The organism is Bacteroidota bacterium (assembly GCA_016713925.1).
GTDB lineage: Bacteria > Bacteroidota > Bacteroidia > AKYH767-A > OLB10 > JAJTFW01.
Window position 1 is genome coordinate 1,277,447 of sequence record JADJOH010000007.1, and the last position, 15,483, is coordinate 1,292,929.

Annotated in this window: 14 protein-coding genes; 8 read left to right on the forward strand and 6 right to left on the reverse strand. The window is 40.1% G+C overall.

Going from position 1 to position 15,483, the window contains the following annotated elements:
• Positions 1 to 28 precede the first annotated feature (28 nt).
• The 3 genes from rny to IPJ86_13620 all read right to left on the reverse strand — a co-directional run bounded on the left by rny (position 29) and on the right by IPJ86_13620 (position 2,524).
• A complete protein-coding gene (gene rny, locus IPJ86_13610) occupies positions 29 to 1,585 on the reverse strand; it encodes a ribonuclease Y (protein MBK7888274.1) in 1,557 nt (518 codons plus the stop codon).
• A 350-nt stretch (positions 1,586 to 1,935) separates the two neighbouring features.
• Complete coding sequence (locus IPJ86_13615) at positions 1,936 to 2,223, reverse strand: cell division protein ZapA (GenBank protein ID MBK7888275.1); 288 nt, start codon at positions 2,221 to 2,223, stop codon at positions 1,936 to 1,938.
• A gap of 4 nt (positions 2,224 to 2,227) precedes the next feature.
• A complete protein-coding gene (locus IPJ86_13620; protein MBK7888276.1) occupies positions 2,228 to 2,524 on the reverse strand; it encodes a hypothetical protein in 297 nt (98 codons plus the stop codon).
• A gap of 101 nt (positions 2,525 to 2,625) precedes the next feature.
• Between IPJ86_13620 and IPJ86_13625 the strand changes: the two genes are divergently transcribed.
• The 5 genes from IPJ86_13625 (at position 2,626) to IPJ86_13645 (ending at position 7,112) form a co-directional block, all read left to right on the forward strand.
• Positions 2,626 to 4,323: a M23 family metallopeptidase gene (locus tag IPJ86_13625; protein ID MBK7888277.1), complete on the forward strand. Its 1,698-nt coding sequence runs from the start codon at positions 2,626 to 2,628 to the stop codon at positions 4,321 to 4,323.
• A 159-nt stretch (positions 4,324 to 4,482) separates the two neighbouring features.
• Positions 4,483 to 4,872: an Hsp20/alpha crystallin family protein gene (locus IPJ86_13630; protein ID MBK7888278.1), complete on the forward strand. Its 390-nt coding sequence runs from the start codon at positions 4,483 to 4,485 to the stop codon at positions 4,870 to 4,872.
• A gap of 104 nt (positions 4,873 to 4,976) precedes the next feature.
• Positions 4,977 to 5,396, forward strand: a complete 420-nt coding sequence (locus IPJ86_13635) for a DoxX family protein (GenBank protein MBK7888279.1) — start codon at positions 4,977 to 4,979, stop codon at positions 5,394 to 5,396.
• A 210-nt stretch (positions 5,397 to 5,606) separates the two neighbouring features.
• Complete coding sequence (locus IPJ86_13640) at positions 5,607 to 6,539, forward strand: cation transporter (GenBank protein ID MBK7888280.1); 933 nt, start codon at positions 5,607 to 5,609, stop codon at positions 6,537 to 6,539.
• Between the two features lie 21 nt (positions 6,540 to 6,560).
• Positions 6,561 to 7,112 (forward strand): universal stress protein, encoded by a 552-nt coding sequence (locus IPJ86_13645; GenBank protein ID MBK7888281.1) that lies wholly within the window; start codon positions 6,561 to 6,563, stop codon positions 7,110 to 7,112.
• Between the two features lie 567 nt (positions 7,113 to 7,679).
• Here the strand turns inward: IPJ86_13645 and IPJ86_13650 are convergent.
• Positions 7,680 to 8,336 carry an ABC transporter ATP-binding protein gene (locus IPJ86_13650; protein ID MBK7888282.1) on the reverse strand — a complete coding sequence of 219 codons (657 nt, stop codon included), beginning with the start codon at positions 8,334 to 8,336 and terminating at the stop codon, positions 7,680 to 7,682.
• A 223-nt stretch (positions 8,337 to 8,559) separates the two neighbouring features.
• Here IPJ86_13650 and IPJ86_13655 point away from each other — a divergent pair, with 223 nt between their 5' ends.
• On the forward strand, positions 8,560 to 10,650 hold the full coding sequence (locus IPJ86_13655) for a hypothetical protein (protein ID MBK7888283.1): 2,091 nt from the start codon (positions 8,560 to 8,562) through the stop codon (positions 10,648 to 10,650).
• Between the two features lie 133 nt (positions 10,651 to 10,783).
• Here IPJ86_13655 and IPJ86_13660 read toward each other — a convergent pair whose 3' ends face one another.
• Positions 10,784 to 11,467: a YdcF family protein gene (locus IPJ86_13660; GenBank protein MBK7888284.1), complete on the reverse strand. Its 684-nt coding sequence runs from the start codon at positions 11,465 to 11,467 to the stop codon at positions 10,784 to 10,786.
• A 289-nt stretch (positions 11,468 to 11,756) separates the two neighbouring features.
• Between IPJ86_13660 and IPJ86_13665 the strand changes: the two genes are divergently transcribed.
• Entirely contained in the window at positions 11,757 to 13,640 is a 1,884-nt protein-coding gene (locus IPJ86_13665) for a PQQ-dependent sugar dehydrogenase (protein ID MBK7888285.1), read from the forward strand.
• A 127-nt stretch (positions 13,641 to 13,767) separates the two neighbouring features.
• Here IPJ86_13665 and IPJ86_13670 read toward each other — a convergent pair whose 3' ends face one another.
• A complete protein-coding gene (locus IPJ86_13670) occupies positions 13,768 to 14,289 on the reverse strand; it encodes a hypothetical protein (GenBank protein MBK7888286.1) in 522 nt (173 codons plus the stop codon).
• Between the two features lie 120 nt (positions 14,290 to 14,409).
• Here IPJ86_13670 and IPJ86_13675 point away from each other — a divergent pair, with 120 nt between their 5' ends.
• Positions 14,410 to 15,474: a hypothetical protein gene (locus tag IPJ86_13675; protein MBK7888287.1), complete on the forward strand. Its 1,065-nt coding sequence runs from the start codon at positions 14,410 to 14,412 to the stop codon at positions 15,472 to 15,474.
• Positions 15,475 to 15,483: the final 9 nt, after the last annotated feature.

The following is a 15,483-nucleotide window of genomic DNA, read 5'->3' on the forward strand; positions in this document are numbered from 1 at the left end:
TACGCATAGTGCAATTGCTCATTCCTTGTTATTTAGCGTAATTCACGGCCCTGGTTTCACGAATCACCGTCACTTTAACTTGTCCGGGATAGGTCATTTCCGTTTGAATTTTATTGGCAATATCAAAGGATAGCTGTTCCGTTTGCTTGTCATCCAGTTTTTCACTTTCTACAATCACACGCAACTCACGGCCGGCTTGAATAGCAAATGCTTTTTCAACTCCTTTATAGGATTGCGCCACATTTTCCATCTCCTTCAAACGCTTCATATACTGCTCTACAATTTCACGACGGGCACCGGGACGGGCACCGCTGATGGCATCACAAACCTGAATGATAGGAGAGAGGATGCTGGTCATTTCTATTTCATCATGGTGAGCACCGATGGCATTCACGACTTCGGGGTTTTCCTTCGACCGCTCTGCCATCTTCATACCGGCAATAGCGTGTGGCAATTCCATATCTTCTTCGGCTACTTTACCGATGTCATGCAGGAGTCCGGCACGTTTTGCCAACTTCACATTCAGACCCAGTTCAGCGGCCATCAGTGCACAAAGGTTCGCTACTTCGCGGGAATGTTGCAGGAGATTTTGACCATAAGAAGAACGGTATTTCATTCTACCTACCATACGAATCAACTCGGGAGCAAGACCATGTATACCCAAATCAATAGCAGTACGCTTACCGGTTTCAACTATTTCTTCATCCAATTGACGCTTTACTTTTGTTACTACTTCCTCGATACGCGCCGGATGGATTCGTCCATCAGATACCAATTGATGCAATGCCAGACGTGCCAATTCCCTGCGCACCGGATCAAAGCCGGAAAGAATAATCGCTTCAGGCGTATCATCAACGATAATCTCAATTCCTGTTGCGGCTTCTAAGGCACGAATATTTCTACCTTCACGACCAATCACACGACCTTTAACTTCATCGTTATCAATATGGAAAACGGTAACTGCATTTTCAATGGCATGTTCAGTGGCGACACGTTGGATGGTTTGAATGACAATCTTCTTTGCTTCTTTGCTGGCAGTAAGTTTAGCTTCGTCCATCGTTTCCTTGATGAACTGCATTGCACCTGTTTTCGCTTCTGCCTTAAGAGCTTCTACCAATTGCGATTTAGCATCCTCCGCCGATAATCCCGCAATTTTTTCTAAAGCCTGAACTTGCTTGTGATGTGCCTTGTCCAACTCCTCCTTCCGTCTGTCAACGATCTCCAGTTGCGCATTCAAATTATTTTGTAAAGTTTCAATTTCCGTTTGCTTGCGTTTGCTTTGTTCGATTTGCTGATTGAGGGTGGTTTCTTTTTGCTTAATTCTATTTTCGGCCTGCTGAATATTCTTGTCCTTTTCAGAGATGTGTTTTTCATGCTCTGTTTTCATTTGAAGAAAGCGATCCTTGGCTTCTAAAGTTTTATCTTTAAGAAGAAGATCTCCTTTTGACTGTGCTTCTTTTAGGATAGCAGAAGCTTTTTCTTCGGCCGCTGCAACGAGGGTTTGATTGTTCTTCCTGGTGATCAGAAAGGTAATCAAACCTCCAATGAGCAATCCCGCGATCGCTGCTATTATGATGTATGTAATATCCATTTATAGTGTGAGTTTATGTAATTTATATGTTTAGGTTATACAATTCTATTTTTCCGGGCGTTGATCTATTTTGCCTATTTTCTATTGATTCAATGGATTCATGGATGAATTCAATAAAATAATAAACCCGCATTCGTACTGTGCGAGTAAACCCCTATAGACAGGGTCGGAGTCAGCCGGCTGATTTGTGCTTTCCCGTCGGGCGGGACTTGCTCTTGGCAGCCTGAGTCTTTCTCCTAGTGGATGTATGTTGAGTTTACATCGCCGACCAGTACGAATGCGGGTTCTGATTCTTCTTTGCAGAAGAGGATTACCCTTTTATATCTTTAAGAACGTCAATCCTTCTATTCGAAGGCTTTTATCAATTCGGTTATCGAACGCAACTCTTTATTAATTTCATCTTCCTGCAATTCCCGGTTTTTTTGAAAACCAAGTTGCTCAGCGGCCATGTGTAAGGCGCACATTGCAAGCAAATCCTGCAAGTCGCGTACACCAAAGGCTATTTCATATTCTTTGAGCCGTTCATTTACCACCAATGCAGCTTTTTCGATAATAGCTACCTGATCTGCACTAACCTTCAGAGGATAAGTTCTGTTGGCTATTTCTATTTTAATGGAATCTGTTTTATTCACGGCTTCAATCGCGATTGATAAGGTTAAGGCATTTATCAATTTCCCGTATGTAACGGTTGATTTGATTTTTTAATTCCCGGGTAGACTGGTCGTCACTACCGTTAATTGCCTGCGCTAATTTAATAGTTTTAACCTGTTCTTGCAGGTCTTTTACTTCTTCTTCTACCTTTTGTTTTTCAACGTACAACTGTTGATGTTTTTCTTTTTCTGCAATCAAATCCTTCTTGAGGGTGTTATGTCTTTCCAAAGCGCGCTTCAGTTCTTGCTTTAATACCAGAATAAGTTCCTTAGTGTCAGACATAATGATTTGAAAGTGAATGCATGACAAAGATAACTTAATCTTATTGATAAAGCAATTTAAAATTAAAACATCTCTGTATTCATCTAAAGTTTCAATCGAAAATGAAACCGACTACTTTTGTAGTTATGCCGGCTGCACTAAAATCTATCGTTTTTCCCGTTTTTTTCATTTTTATTTCTTTATCTGGTTTTGGCCAGGAGAAGTTTATCGCCCCGGTGGATACGCCTTTTCAGCTATCCGGTACGTTCGGGGAACTTCGTGCAAATCACTTTCATTCCGGACTTGATTTCAGAACCGATGGGAAAGAGGGGGCAGAAGTAAGAGCGGCGATGGGCGGGTGGGTATCCCGAATAAAAGTAAGTGCGACCGGATTTGGAAACGTTGTTTATTTAGATCATTTACAGGGATATACAACCGTTTATGCACATTTGCATCATTTTGATCCGGTGCTTGGTGCCTATATCGATTCTGCGCAATATGCGACGGAGAATTTTGAAGTAGAACTTTTTCCGGATTCGGGACGCTTTAACTTTAAGCAGGGTGATTTGATTGCCATCAGCGGAAACTCTGGCTCCAGTCAGGCTCCTCATCTGCACTTCGAAATACGTGATCTCCACAGTCAGGAGCCTATAAATCCATTATGCTATATACATGCATCTTCAGACACTCTACCTCCAACTTTGGAAAAACTACTTATATATTATTTAATTTCAAATAATTACATCCTTGATACGGTCATTAATATCATACCGGGTTTCGATAGCACTTATAGTATTCCAGCTTATCGGGACAGTATATTTCTTGGCCTGTTGACCACAGATCCGGAGCCTCCAAATAGACTGGGAATTTATTCCGGACTTCTGCGAGAGAAAGATTCCGTACTTTTTCAATTCAATTTTGATCGTTTCAATTTTAATGAAACCAGATACGCTAACGCTCACGCAGATCTGCTCAAAACAGGTTTTGGACAGAAACGAACACATCGACTATACAAACTTCCCGGCGACTCCTGTTCCATTTTTAAATATGCCGGAGATGGTGCTATTGTAATGAAAGATTCTTTGAAACAGACGATCGACATTGAAATCAGTGATTTTTCAGGGAACCTATCTAAAATAAAAGTAGATATAGTAAGAGTGAGAGATAGCAGTGCATTGGGAACTATCTGCCCGGATGAAATAATTCCTTTCGACAAGAAATGGGAAAAATGGTTCGATAATGGGTTGAGCGTGTATCTTCCGGTAAAATCGCTCTATCAAAACGTTTGCCGGAATCAGCTTCCCAAAATCTCCTCCGACTCTTTCATTTCGGATATCTTTCCTGTCTTGCAGGAAATGGAAGTCTCTCTGCATAAACCGGGAACAATCCGGATTCCGCTAAAATCAGAACAACACTATCAATACGAAAAAGCAGTGTTGATTCGCATGGATAAAAATTACCAGCGGCTAGAGGTTTCGATACCTGATTCAATAAATCAAAGCTTTATCAGGGGTGTTTTCAGAAATGGCGGATACTTCGCTGTAGTAGCAGACACTTTACCACCGGATATTGACAAATTCTTTTTTGAAACGGATACCATTGATGGTAAAGAATATGCTGCCTGCACCATTCGTGATGATCTATCCGGTATAAATGGAATCAGCGTTGAAGTCAACGGGAAATGGAGGCTGACCTCTTATGACAGCAAATCAAATAAAATACGATGGCTTCGAAACAGGAAGGAAACCGGCCCTCACACGATTTCAATTCAACTATCTGATTTTTGCAACAACAAATCTCAATGGAATTTTGCAGAATAGCCGCATCCTGATTTAGATCATTTTCTGAGCGAATTTCCATCATTCATTTTATGACTACTTGCGGATACCTTTACAATTGTAACATTAATAAAACCAATCATCATGACAACATTATTTAAAACCAATTCCGGTAAAATTAAACCGGCAAGTATTTCAGGCATGTTCGATCCTTTCTTCAAAAAAGAAATGGGAGACTGGTTTGGGAAAGAATTTGTTGATACCATTCCGGGAGTAAACATTACTGAAACGAACAGTGCTTATCATGTAGAGCTAGCTGCTCCGGGCTTGAAAAAGGATGATTTTACAATAAAAGTGGATGGAGACATCATTACCATATCAAGCGAAAAAGAAACGGAAACCAAGAAAGAAGATAAAGAATATTCCCGAAGAGAATACAATTACTCTTCTTTCAGCAGGTCATTTAATTTACCTGAACATGTAAATCAGGATAAAATTATGGCTACTTATGTAGACGGTGTATTGAAAGTTGACCTTCCAAAGAAAGAAGTAACTGAAAATTCTGCTACTAAGAAAATAAAAGTCTCATAATCCATTAGCTAAACGAAGGCTGTTTCCATTTTTTGAGACAGCCTTCGTTTTTTTCAGTAGTTGAAATTCTTTAATTACTTTCGTTCCGTTCTAAAGCTGTATCAATGATAGAAAATTTAATAGACCCTCTCGTATTTCTGTCCTTCTTTATCAGAGTGGTTACGGGAATTTTGTTTTTTTTTCAGGGTTATGACAAAGTATTCAATATTGGTATACAAGGTGTCATTAATACGGTAGGGCCCAGCTACAGGGCTAAAGGTTTTCCGGCTTTTAGTGTGAAATTAGTTTCCTATCTTACTTCATGGCTAGAATTAGTTGGAGGATTACTATTAATTGTTGGCTTCCTGACTTATCCTGCCATTTATCTTTTAGGGATAGATATAATTATTGTCATCTTTGGGATGAGTATACTGGAACCGGTATGGGATATGAAACTTGTATTTCCCCGTTTAGTTTTATTGTCCGTACTATTGCTTCTTCCGGAAGGCGCAGACTTACTTTCACTTGATCATTTGTTATTTTGAAACAGTTATGAAAATCAATAATTCACCATTTTCCGGTATTGAATTCATGATAATAACCGGTGGGATTTTCAAGCAGGTATGTAAAGTGGGTTCCTCTTCATTTCTGACTTTTTCTAATTCACATGGAATGTTATGAGGAAGAACAACCAGATTGATATACGTTCAAAATTATCGGCGGTGAAATGGGTACTTTTTTTCTCAGTCCTTATCATGTTTGTCAAATTTTTGGCATGGTACAGTTCAGGTTCTCAAGCTATCCTTAGCGATGCCTTAGAATCATTAATAAATATTGCCACCAGCATTTTCACCTTATACAGTTTAATCTATGCTTCCAAATTAAAGGATCAGGATCATCCCTACGGACATGGAAAAGTGGAATACCTAACAGTGGGATTTGAAGGAGCCTTAATCTTTGGAACGGGAATCTTTATTATTTATCAATCCATTCTGGATCTGATTCAACCGGCTCCATTGAAAGATGTAGATTTAGGTTTGATATTAACGGCCGTCTCGGCGATTGCAATGTGGTATACCGGTGCTTTTCTGCGCAGGAAAGGCGACGAATTCCAATCGCTTTCTCTTAAAGCGGATGGTCAGCATTTCAGAACGGATGCCTTAACCAGCATTGGTTTGCTGGCAGGACTTTTACTCTTTAAATTGACAGGATGGATTTGGGTAGATCCTTTACTTGCCATTTTATTGGCATTGCATATAATGTTCAGTGGATTTCAATTGATAAAAGAATCGATTGACCGACTTCTCGATAAAGCCGATATTACCACTATTGAAAAACTATCTCATTCGTTGCAATTGTACAGAAATGATGCATGGATTGATGTTCACAACCTGCGATTACAAAAATTCGGACATTATTTGCATGTGGACTGTCATTTGACTTTACCTTTTTATTATACATTGGATGAAGTTCATCGTCATATTAAAATCCTGGAAAGTGATCTCAACCGCGACTTCAACAATCATGTAGAACTCTTTGTACATACCGACCCCTGCCAGCAAATACCCTGTAATATTTGCTCGGTGCATGACTGTAGTTACCGAAAAGCTGAATTCGTAAAAAAATTGACTGGAACACCCATAACCTCATGCAAAATAAAAAGCATAAATTGCATTCTTAAATTCTAATCATCCATAAAACCAATCACCATGAAAACTATCTTATGTCCTACTGATTTCTCGAAAAGTTCAGAGAATGCAGTAAAATATGCTGTAGAAATAGCCCGCACCTTTAAAAGTAAGATCATTTTAATGCATGCCTACGAAACTCCTGTGATCTATACGGATGTAACCGTTTCGAGTGTGCAACTTGATTTTGAATTATTACGTGAATCCGCATTTAAGCAACTCAAAAAATTTTATACCAAAATGCTGGAGCATGTCAAGGATGTGCAGTTTGAACTTATTCTGCAACAAGGCTTGCCCTCTTCAAGAACAGTGGAAATTGCTACAGAAAAAAAGGTGGATATGATCGTGATGGCCACAACAGCATCTACGCAGGTTCAACGGTTTCTGATTGGAAGTAACGCCTCGAGAGTGATACGTGAAGCCCCTTGTAAAGTGATGCTCATTCCGCAAAAGGCAAAATTCAATGGCTTCAAGAAAATCGTTTTCAGTACCGACCTCAGTGATGAAAACCTCATCGCTTCTAATCAGGTTGTCAGTTTTGGTCAGATGTTCAAATCTGAAATTATCTTTTAAATGTCGATAATAAGAATCTCATTCATGATGAAACCGACCTTACCCGGGTCACACACCGGATTAAACAGTTTGTTCAATATCCTAAAATGCGGGGATATGTATGCACAGACCTGAATATTGCCGACGGCATCAGTTTCTTCCTTAAAAATGAAAAAGCGGATTGTTTGGCCCTGGCAACGCATCACCGAAAATTTTTATCTGCACTTGCCAATCCAAGCATAACCAAGAGGGTATCTTATAAAACTGATATTCCTATGTTGATCATTCATCTGGCGGATTGAGGGCCAATTGATGAATTATTGAATTATTGAATTGATGAGTTGATGAATGTTTTATTGAGATTAAATTTCAATTCCTGATTCATTTGAAGGAATTTGCCAATAAAATTCTTCTGAATTCAGAGTGGGTAGTGGTATTCACTAAAACTGCTATCCTTTCTTTCTACTGCAGTGGTTCGACGGATTAAAAATTAATCTAACTATTGAACGATTATTTACATGTAAATTACGGGGATTTATAAACTGAAATCCATTGAAAAGCTAAGTAGAAAAAGATCAAAAAATTCAATTAGAGGAGAATCTTTCCGTCTGACATTACCAGTCGGCGATCAGCCATTTCTGCCAACTCTTCATTATGCGTTACAATAACGATCGTTTTGCTCAATTTTGTTCTGATCTCTAAAAAAAGTTCATGCAATGATCTTGCATTGACAGAATCGAGGTTTCCGGAGGGTTCATCTGCCAGAATCAACTCCGGATCATTGATCAAAGCACGGGCAATGGCTACGCGTTGCTGCTCGCCACCACTGAGCTGCGAAGGCTTATGTTCTTCTCTGTCCCGCAGATTCAGTAAAGATAAAAGTTCCCTTGCCTTCGACGAGGCATCGGCCAGGGATTGACCTGCGATAAATGCGGGCATACAAACATTTTCTAAAGCTGTAAACTCCGGAAGTAATTGATGGAATTGAAATATAAAACCGATATGCCGGTTCCTGAATTTCGCGAGGTGATCTCCACGTAACTGATGAATGGACTGGTCTCCAATTGAAATCTGACCTTTATCGGGATAATCAAGAGTGCCCATCATATGCAGCAGGGTACTCTTACCGGCACCGGAGGCACCCACTATTGAAACTATTTCTCCCCGACTGATCTCAAGATCAATCCCCTTCAAAACCTTAAGCTTCCCGTATGATTTTTCAAGCCCCTGAACCTTTACAAGCATGCAACAAAGATAAACACATCATGCCAGTAAGTTCATTTATACACCATTTTATGAAAAATGCCAATTCTTTCCAGTGCAAAAAAGTACTTCACACATTACTCATACCACTGATACTCACCTCAAAATCAACTTTTCAGTCGTAAACAATCGATTAGTTATAAAATCCTTCACATTTTGAAATCGATAGGGTTCATTGACCATCTTTCCCTTAATTTTGCACCGCGTGGGAATATCCTTAATCATATCGTACCCCTGGTGGTACATTACTTTCTGTTTGCTGGCCGGTGCTCTTTATGCCTGGCTGATGTATCGAAAATCACCTCTATTGAGTGAGATGTCGGTATGGACCGCCCGAATTATGGTGCTCTCCCGGTTTCTGCTGGTCAGCCTTCTCAGCTTCTTATTGCTGGGACCGATGATCAGGTCACTGAGCCGCGATATTGAAAAGCCAATAGTTATCGTTGCTTTAGATGAATCCAGGTCAATACTGAATAGCAAGGATTCGATTCGCATTAAGGGTGAGATTCAAAATGATATGAATAATTTGCGGGATAAGCTTTCTGCAGATTATGATGTTCGCTTTTTTTCATTTGGGGATAAGGTTGAAGCTTCACCCAGGTATAATTTCAGTGAAGCATCCACCAATTTCAGTCGGCTCTTTAAACATCTGGATGTTCAATTTGATAATAGAAATGTGGGAGCCATTATTTTAGCAACAGATGGTCTTTATAACGATGGCTCAAGTCCACTGAATGGTCCAAGCCGATTAAAAGTCCCGATTTATAGCATTGCCATTGGAGATACGACTATCAGGAAAGATATTTTTATCTCAGCGGTAAACCATAACCGTGAAGCCTTTCTGGGCAATTCATTTCCCCTGGAAATTATTGTAGATGCAAAAGAAGCAGCAGGAAGTAAAACGACTTTAACGGTGGAAGAGGATAGTACAGTCATCTTTACACGGTCTCTGGACATTACCGGTAAAAATTACCATACGATCGTGAACCTGTTTCCGGAAGCAAAATCAAAAGGCATTCATCATTATAAAATTAAATTATCGGGAGTAGAGGGGGAGTTGACAGAGGTAAACAATAGCCGGGATATTTTCATCGAAGTCATCGCCGAAAAACAAAAGGTGTTACTTCTTTATGCTGCACCTCATCCTGATATTTCTGCCATCCGGCAATCTCTTGAAAGTAGTCCGAATTATGAAATTAAAGCTGAAAGCGCAGTTGCATTTACAGGAGGGATCACGGAATACAATCTGATTATTTTGCATAATATTCCGGGAAATGTGTTTGATGGCCAACAGCTGATTGAGAAAATTAACACTGCGGGTATCTCCTGTTGGTATATCCTTGGTGCATCAACTGCCATCGATGCTTTCAACGCTACGGGGTCGGGAGTAAAGGTGACGCAGTCCAATCAACAATTAAACGATGTTCAGGCTCGACTTGCCGACAATTTCAGTTTGTTTGTTGTTAGCGAAGAATTAAAATCAGCCATCGGCACATGGCCACCACTGAAAGTCCCCTTTGGTGTTTATCAGGCTCAAAGTAATATTTATACCCTGCTCGAGCAAAAAATCGGGACAGTGAATTCAGGGCAGCCATTGCTATTCTTTAGTGATGTCAATGGTCAAAAGAGAGCAGTGTTGGCAGGTGAAGGTATCTGGAGATGGAAGTTAAATGACTTTAATGAGAACGAAAGCCATGATTTAAGTCGTGAATTGATTCTTAAAATCGTTCAATATTTAGCAGTAAAGGAAAACAGAAGTCCTTTCAGAGTGTTCTCGAAAAGCAACTATAAGGAAAACGAACCTTTACTCTTTGACGCCAGACTCTACAATCAATCTGATCAACTGACATCTGTTCCTGAAGTCAATTTCAGAATTATCAATAAGGCAGGAAAGGAATTTCCATTTACGATGTCGAGATCAGAAAATACGTATACATTGAATGCCGGTGTTTTTCCAATCGGAAATTATAAGTTTAGAGCAGAGGTGAAGCTGGATGATCGCATTTTATCACAACAAGGGGAATTTAGTGTAAGTGCCTTGCAGATTGAAACCGCAATTACCATTGCCGACCATCAGTTGCTGAATGCTATTGCAGCGGAAACAGGAGCTGCGGTATTTTACCCCGGCAAAACGGATGATCTGGTTGCTGCCATTAAAAAGAATGAAAACTTGAAGAGCATCTCCTTTATGCATAAGCGTCTTGAAGAATTACTCAATCTCCCCATTATTTTCGCATTGATTGTCCTCTTGCTCTCTCTGGAATGGTTCATTCGCAAACGCGCAGGCTCCTATTAAAATCCGCGTAAATCTGAAAAACCGCAGGTCCCCATTAAAATCCGCGTTCATCTGAAAATCCGCATCATCCGCGTTCCTGTAAATATTTTGCAACATTAAATTCCAATCCATTCGAGTCTTCTCTATTCTTATTTTATTCGGAATAAGCATCCTCCGGTAATTTTTCATCACCCAAAAAATGAGGACCACTGTTGAGCACATATAAGTCAAAGATCATGGCTACACGTGCAAGATACTCTCTTGACTTTACGCGCAGAGAAAACAGGGGAGTGGGTTCTGCCGCATTAAAAGCTATTGCATCAATTCCAAAATGACGCGCGATATATACAGCTCTCCGATTATGAAACTCCTGAGAAATGATGGTGAATTTCTTCAGTTTAAAAACCCGTTTCCCGCGTACCACACTGTCCAATGTTCTGAATCCTGCAAAATCCATGAAGATGACAGAGTCGGGGATCCCCATTCTTAATAAATCCTTTCGCATCTCGCGCGGCTCATTATAGGAGTAAAATCGATTATCTCCACTCAGGATGAGATAATGTATTTTTCCGGAAAAGAATAAAGCCTTTGCAGCTTGAATTCTAAAAACAAAATAGGGGTTAGGCTTACCATTTGTTAAATATCTGCTCGTACCCAATACAATTCCTACCTGATGTTCGGGAATCTCCTGCAATTTATCGAACACGAACTGCTCTGTATTCTTTTCAACGATTTCATTGCTGATGTAGATGAGCCCAACCGACACCAGTAACAAAATTGCAATGGCGACTCCAATGCGAAACTTATGGCGTTGGCATAGACTTTTGAAATTCAACATCTGTACAATAAAATAGGGACGAAACTTTATCACGTCCACAAAATAAGAACAATTGAAATCGAAATAAAATGTTTCATGGAAATGTTGTTGGCGTCACTGATGTAAGTTTCAGGAGAATTTGTTCACTGTTTCAGAATATAGCATTTAGTTATAACACTCGTAAACAGCGTCTTCTAAAGAAATTCAAACGAAATATTGCACAATTTTAACTGCAACGAAGTGTCATAAAACTACGATTTCTGCAACCTTCCTTTTTTGCATTTCGTTAAATTGAAAAAAACCAAGGAAAATGTCAAATTCAATAAAACTACTATGGATGGTATTGATCAGCGGAATTGTATCTGCTCAAAATCCACAGTTGAATACCATACCATTTATTAGCGGTCTGGTGAAACCGGTTGATATAACACATTGCAATGACAGCAGGCTATTCATTGTTGAACAGGACGGACGGATTCGCGTTGTTTTAAATGATACTTTACTCTCAACTCCCTTTCTCGACATCAATCCGCAAGTACTCTCTACAGGAAATGAACAGGGACTCCTGGGATTAGCCTTTCATCCGGATTATAAAACCAATGGTCATTTTTACGTGAACTATATCAATAATTCCGGTCATACCCGAATCGCCCGATTCAGTGTTGACCCTCTCGATTCCAACCGTGCTCTTATTTCCAGCGAAATAGTCTTGATGACCATCAACCAACCTTATTCGAATCACAATGGCGGAGATCTTATGTTTGGTCCGGATGGCTATTTATATATTCCGATGGGAGATGGAGGGAATGCCAATGACCCGCAAAACCACTCACAAAATACACTCGACCGACTAGGCAAAACTTTACGCATTGATGTCAACCATGGAAACCTGTTTGCCATTCCACCGGATAATCCATTTATAAATAACAGTGCTTATCTTCCTGAGATTTGGAATTCCGGTCTCAGAAATCCATGGAAAGCCTGTTTCGACAAGGTCTCCGGAGGATTCTGGATGGGAGATGTAGGACAGAATGTGTGGGAAGAAATTAACTATCAGGATGCATCATCACCGGGTGGAGAAAACTACGGCTGGCGTTGTTATGAGGCATCTGTAGCCTTTAATCTTACCGGCTGTCAGGCTCCATCTGCTTTTACTATGCCTGTACATGAGTATGCGCATGCCAATGGCAATTGCAGTGTTACCGGCGGGGAAGTCTACCGGGGATCTAAATATGCCAATCTTTTTGGACATTATCTTTTCTCCGACTTCTGTGTGCCCAGTATCCGAACGATTAAAAAAACAGGAAATCAATTTATTCATGCAACGAATAACTCCTGGACAGGTGCAGGCATCAGTTGCTTTGGTCAGGATTTTCGAGGTGAACTTTATGTGGCTAATTTATACAATGGACAGGTTAGAAAAATTGCTGATACTTCGTCCTGTATACCTGTAGCATGGTTGGCGGATGAAGATACGATTCATCTTTGCGGTAACTCGGCGACATTAAAAACACCTTTTGGTGATAGCTTATTTTATTCCTGGTATTTCAATGGCGCACAGGTATCCGGCAACACTTCCAACGAACTCTCCATCTCTCAAAGTGGTACTTATATCGTTTCTGTAGATGGTACGCAGGGCATATGCAGAAATTCGGATACCGTTCATGTGGTGCTTAGCGGTTCTTCTCCTATAGTGAGTATTTCGGGTTTAGATACTAATTATTGCCAGAATCAATCTACAGCCATCCTCACAGGTAGTCCCTCAGGAGGAACATTTTCAGGATTAGGCGTGAATGGAAATTCATTTTCTCCCGGTCAGGCGGGATTAGGCACTATACTCGTACAGTATAGCTATACGGATAACAACGGTTGTACCGTAAAAAATATTCAAGCTACGAAAGTATTATCCTGTGCCGGACTGAATGAAACTAAAACGGATTATATCACTTCAATTTATCCTAATCCTTCTCATGAAAAGCTTACGCTGAAATTAAATAATCATTCGGGGAGTGATTTAATTCTGAATGTGTATGATGTCTTTGGCAAACTCATACACTCGGATAACACTGCGGTTCGGGCAACGGCAAATGAATTTACACTGGCTACCCAGTCGTATCCACAAGGCACATATCTCCTTAAATTATCCGATCCGTTCGGATTCGTTTCCACCAGACTATTTACGATCATTCACTAGAAACTATCATCCATATTATAAGAGGAAGGGAAAGCAGAAAACAATGTCTATGCTTTCCCTTTTTCACTTTTCATGAGACAGTATTTCCTTTGCCTGTTACGTTAATAATTTGAGCAGAGCATCCTCCTCATTTATCCGCTTTCTCCTTGTATCTAAGAACAAGGAACAATAGGATGAAGAAACCAACCGCTCCAAGACCTACGGGATTTAAAACAATCTTTTTCCAAACGGTGAATTCCCTGACTATATCTACAATAAAAAAGGTACAAGCAACTCCAATTATATCGGGCATTAGAAACAATAACCTGGCTCTAAATGTCTTTAAATCGAGAGTACTGCTGTTCTTTTCTCCTTTCAGCCATTCGCTTATTTTTTCGCCACCATAAATTAATAGCAGTACCGGAATTACCAACCATTTACTCAGACTATAGATCAGCGGACCGGTCCAGATCAGTAGTAAATACTTATTCAAGTTGAGCCAGGCCTTGTCTGAGAACAATAGATACAAGCCATAACCAAGGCTAAAGGCAATAGCTACCCTGCTGAGTACGATGGCAGTGATTCTATACACCATTGCATAATTAGCGTAGTAGGCTAAAACAACGGATAGGATAAATATTGTACTGTATATCAATATTTTATATCTCATAGTGGGTGGTTGTAAAAATCAATCGGTCGTGTATATAAATTGTGGACATAAAGATACTTCGTTTTAAATTTTAACTATATTTCGTCCCGAACATTATTGTGAAATACAATTTCGAATCCTATGGCTTCAGCAAAATCTAAAAAAGGGGCAGTATCAAAAAAAGTGGTGAAAAAATCTGCACCTAAGAAAGTTGGAAAAGCAATAGCTACTAAGAAAGCGAAGCCTGTTGCATCAAAAAAGGTAACTAAACCCGTTGCGGCGAAGAAGAAAACAGCAGTGAAGAAATCCGCTGCTACTACCTCAAAAAAAGCAGTTAAAAAACTCCCGGTCAAAAAGCAGGTAAAAACTACTGTTTCATCAAAAGCAACCCCTGCTAAAAAAGTGGTTGCAAAAAAAGGTACAGCTAAGCCCTCTTCAGCGAAGTCTCCTGCAAAGGCACCTGTAAAATCTCCTCAAGGGAATACAGGTAAAATAGCAAAGAAGCCGGCATCCCATAAAGCGAATAGTGTTGCGGTTACTAAACCCATTTCCCCTAAAGGAGACAAGAGTGTTAAAGAAATAAAAGCACCGGTAGCGCTTAAATCGGATAAAAAGGACACCTCAAAAGAGGCGCTCTTAAAGAAGATGAAAGCCGATAAAAATGCGCCGGATCCTCTTCAGGCAAAGGCGGAGAAAGTGATTAAGGAATTAGAAGAGACCATGGATCTCTCCAAGCTTCGTCCCAGAATTTCTACCGGAACTACAGCACCTAAACCGCTTCCAAAACCTCCATCTCAACCCATAAAACTCCCGGAACCTACCAATACCACGAAGGAAAAATATCAGGTGGAATTTGAATTCCGTTCTTCTCCAAAAATCTTATTCACTTCACTGAGTGATTCCAGCGGTCTGGCCGGTTGGTTTGCAGATGAAGTGCATACTAAAGATGATGTTTATACCTTCGTTTGGGAAGGAGGGGAGTCTGTCGCTAAACTGGTTGCCCTTCGGGATTTACACCTGGTCCGGTTTCAATGGCTCGACGATACCGATGGCACTTATTTTCAATTTGAAATAAAGGAAGACGATATTACCTCCGACATTGCATTACTGATCACTGATTTTGCAAATCCGGGTGAACGGGAGACCAGCATTCGTCTCTGGGAATCGCAAGTACAAAAACTGAGAATGCTTTTAGGTAGTCTTTGAAATAAACCA

What these genes read in the sequence shown, in the direction of transcription:
- IPJ86_13670 (MBK7888286.1), bottom strand. Translation starts at nt 14,289, where the DNA reads ATGAGATATAAAATATTGATATACAGTACAATATTTATCCTATCCGTT.
- IPJ86_13625 (MBK7888277.1), top strand. Translation starts at nt 2,626, where the DNA reads ATGAAACCGACTACTTTTGTAGTTATGCCGGCTGCACTAAAATCTATC.
- IPJ86_13635 (MBK7888279.1), top strand. Translation starts at nt 4,977, where the DNA reads ATGATAGAAAATTTAATAGACCCTCTCGTATTTCTGTCCTTCTTTATC.
- IPJ86_13620 (MBK7888276.1), bottom strand. Translation starts at nt 2,524, where the DNA reads ATGTCTGACACTAAGGAACTTATTCTGGTATTAAAGCAAGAACTGAAG.
- IPJ86_13645 (MBK7888281.1), top strand. Translation starts at nt 6,561, where the DNA reads ATGAAAACTATCTTATGTCCTACTGATTTCTCGAAAAGTTCAGAGAAT.
- IPJ86_13650 (MBK7888282.1), bottom strand. Translation starts at nt 8,336, where the DNA reads ATGCTTGTAAAGGTTCAGGGGCTTGAAAAATCATACGGGAAGCTTAAG.
- IPJ86_13660 (MBK7888284.1), bottom strand. Translation starts at nt 11,467, where the DNA reads ATGTTGAATTTCAAAAGTCTATGCCAACGCCATAAGTTTCGCATTGGA.
- IPJ86_13675 (MBK7888287.1), top strand. Translation starts at nt 14,410, where the DNA reads ATGGCTTCAGCAAAATCTAAAAAAGGGGCAGTATCAAAAAAAGTGGTG.
- IPJ86_13630 (MBK7888278.1), top strand. Translation starts at nt 4,483, where the DNA reads ATGTTCGATCCTTTCTTCAAAAAAGAAATGGGAGACTGGTTTGGGAAA.
- IPJ86_13640 (MBK7888280.1), top strand. Translation starts at nt 5,607, where the DNA reads ATGTTTGTCAAATTTTTGGCATGGTACAGTTCAGGTTCTCAAGCTATC.
- IPJ86_13665 (MBK7888285.1), top strand. Translation starts at nt 11,757, where the DNA reads ATGTCAAATTCAATAAAACTACTATGGATGGTATTGATCAGCGGAATT.